The 3,021-nt window shown below is 70.9% G+C and carries 4 protein-coding genes; all 4 read left to right on the top strand.

Features of this window, described 5'->3' with window-relative positions; genetic code table 11:
* A partial coding sequence (locus tag FGX59_RS36355) for a LysR family transcriptional regulator (RefSeq protein ID WP_138473414.1) occupies nt 1-1,038 on the top strand: 1,038 nt, incomplete at its 5' end.
* 115 nt (nt 1,039-1,153) lie between these two features.
* On the top strand, nt 1,154-2,119 hold the full coding sequence (locus FGX59_RS36350) for a TRAP transporter substrate-binding protein (protein ID WP_138473413.1): 966 nt from the start codon (nt 1,154-1,156) through the stop codon (nt 2,117-2,119).
* Between the two features lies 1 nt (nt 2,120).
* Entirely contained in the window at nt 2,121-2,624 is a 504-nt protein-coding gene (locus FGX59_RS36345) for a TRAP transporter small permease (protein ID WP_138473412.1), read from the top strand.
* Nucleotides 2,621-3,021, top strand: a 401-nt coding sequence (locus FGX59_RS36340; RefSeq protein WP_138473411.1) for a TRAP transporter large permease subunit, incomplete at its 3' end; no start/stop codon positions are given. The genes FGX59_RS36345 and FGX59_RS36340, both read left to right, overlap by 4 nt.

The raw sequence follows: 3,021 nt of genomic DNA, 5'->3' as shown, positions 1-3,021 counted from the left end.
CTGTTCAGCCGCACGCGGCAGGGGTTCTTCCTGACACCGCGCGGCGAGGCCCTGTCGGCACGGGTGGCGCGCGCCTTCGACCGGCTGGATCCGGCGCTGGCGCAGATCGCGCCTCGGCTGCAGCTGACCGCGACCACGGCGCAGCTGCAGGCGCTGATCGCGGTGGCGGAGGCCGAGAACTTCACCCTCGCCGCGCGCCGTCTGGGCCTGAGCCAGCCCACCGTCCACCGCGCCGTCAGCCAGCTGGAGCAGGAGGCGGAAACGCCGCTCTTCGAGCGCATGGTCCATGGCATGGCGGCGACGCGCAGCTGCCAGGCGCTTGCCCAGGCGGCGGAACTGGGCTTTGCCGAGCTCGACCAGGCGGAGGCGGATCTGGCCGAGCTCGACGGGGCGGAGGCCGGGCAGATCGTCATCGGCTCGCTGCCCCTGGCGCGCTCGGTGCTGCTGCCGCAGGTGCTGGCGCGGTTCCGCCGCGCCCGCCCGACCCTGCCGGTGCGCGTGGTCGACGGGCTCTATGACGGGCTGCTGGCCGGGCTGCGCCGCGGGGCGGTCGACATGATGATCGGCGCCCTGCGCCAGCCCGCCCCGATCGGCGACGTGGTGCAGGAGGAACTGTTCCTGGACGGTCTCGCCTTCGTCGCCGCGCCCGGCCATCCGCTGGCCCGCGCGGGCGCGCTCGGCCCCGCCGAGCTGGCCGGGCATGCCTGGGTCGTGCCCCGCAGCGGAACGCCGGCGCGGCAGGGATTCGAACGGCTCTTCGCCGAGGCCGGGCTGCCCCTGCCCGCCAGCATCCTCGAGGCGGGCTCGATCCTGCTTATGCGCGAGCTTCTCCATCGCGGCGACTTCCTCGGCTGCATCTCGGCGCATCAGGCCGCGGCGGAAATCGCCCGCGGGCTTCTCGACCGGCTGCATGTGCCGGAAAACCTGCCCGGCAGGCCGATCGGCCTGACCATGCGCGCAGGCTGGCTGCCCACCGCGGCCCAGGCCGAGATGCTGGACATGGTGCGAGGCGAGGCCGCCGCGCTCCGGTCGCTATAGCGACAACTTATTCCGGGAGACGCGGTTCGAATTGGCGCGGAGCGCACTGGGCGGGCAGAACGGGCCGGCATGCGGCCTGCCATCCCGGCGGGCCCGGTTTCGGGAGGACCACACCATGCGCAGCGCAATCCTTGCCGCCGCTCTTGCCCTGACCGCCGGCGCGGCCACCGCCGAGGACTTCAAGTTCGCCAATTTCATGCCGCCGACCCACCCCTATGTCGCGGGCGCCTTCCAGCCCTTCGCCGACAGGGTCGCAGAGAAATCCGGCGGCGCGCTGACCGTCACGCTCTACAATGGCGGCGAGCTGGGCCCGGGTCCGGTGGAGCAGTACAGCCGCGTGCTCGACGGCGTGGCGGAACTGGGCATCTCGCTGCCGGGCTATACCGCCTCGACCTTCCCGCTGACCCTCGTTGCCGAGCTGCCCGGCGTGATCTCCACCGAGACCGGCACCGCCGACCTGTGGAACAACATCGAGCTGTTCCAGCCGGAATACCGCCGCGCGATCCTGGTGTCGCTGTGGTCCTCGGCGCCGAACGTCCTCTATACCCGCGACAAGGCGGTGCGCGCGCCCGAGGACATCAAGGGCCTGAAGATCCGCGTGCCCTCGCGCAATACCGGCCTGCTGGTCGAGGCCTGGGGCGCGACGCCGGTCTCGATGCCGGTCTCCGAGATCTACAATTCTCTGCAGACCGGCGTGATCGACGGCGCGATGATCGACACCACCGCGACCCGCGCCTTCCGGCTGGGCGAGGTGGCGAACTACCTGACCGTCGGCATGGAGACGACCAACTCGCCCTTCTTCATCCTCGCCAACCGCCAGGCCTTCAACGACCTCTCCGACGCGGACCAGACGGCGCTCCTCGAGGCCGGCAAGGAGGGGTCGGTGCTGGCCAACGAGACCCAGCTGAAGGTCGCCGCCGACGGGCTGGCCGCCTTCGCGGAGATGGACGGCCATGAGGTGATCGAGCTGACCCCCGAAGAGGCCGCGCCCTTCAACGCACTGGCCGACGGGGTGACGGCACGGGTCGTGGCCGAAACCGGCGGCTCCGCCCAGGCCATCGTCGATGCGCTGAAGCACTGAGATGGTGCGCAAGGCTGCCTCCGCCCTGTCGGCCATCACCGGCAGGGCCACGGCGGTCCTGGCCGTGATCGGCGGGATCGCCCTGATCGCCCTCGTCGTGCTGATCTTCGCGGGCGTCGTCATGCGCTACGCCCTCGGCCAGCCGATCCTGGGATCGAACGAGATCATCCAGCTTGCCGCCGTGGCGCTGGTGATGTCCGCCCTGCCCTACTGCACCTCGCTGAACGGGCATGTCGGCGTCGATGTCTTCGACCGGTTCCTCGGCTATTTCGGCCGCCGCGCGGGCGACGTGATGGCGCGGGTCCTGTCGGGCTGGGTGCTGGGCGTGCTGTGCCACCGCGCGGTGCTCAAGGCGCTCGACGCGGCCGAGTTCGGCGACGCCACCAACATGCTGGGCCTGCCGCTCTGGCCCTTCTACGCGATCCTCGCCCTCGGCACAGGGCTGGTCGTCGTCATCTTCGCGATCCAGTGCCTTGACGTGATCCTGAACGGAGCGGAGCAATGACCGACGTCACAGCCGGCCTCTTCGGCATCCTCGCGCTCTTCCTGCTGATGATCCTGCGCACGCCGGTGGCCTTTGCCATGCTCCTGGTCGGGTTCTTCGGCTACTGGGGGCTCTCGGGCTACCGCTCGGCCTCCGCCATGCTGCTGACCGAGAGCTATTCGGCGGTCTCCTCCTATTCGCTGATCGTGGTGCCGATGTTCGTGCTCCTCGGCAATGTCGCCTCGGCGGCGGGCTATTCGCGCGGGCTCTTCGACGCGGCCAATGCCTGGGTCGGGCGGATGCGCGGCGGGCTGGCCTCGGCCTCGGTGCTGGGCTGCGCCGCCTTCTCGGCGGTCTCGGGCTCGTCCGTCGCCACCGCGGTGACGCTGGGCAAGGTCGCCCTGCCGGAGATGAAGCG

The sequence above is a fragment of the Poseidonocella sp. HB161398 genome, assembly GCF_005870025.1.
Classification (GTDB): domain Bacteria; phylum Pseudomonadota; class Alphaproteobacteria; order Rhodobacterales; family Rhodobacteraceae; genus Mangrovicoccus.
Note: the sequence above shows the minus strand (reverse complement) of the source record. Positions and strands in the feature narration are given on the sequence as shown.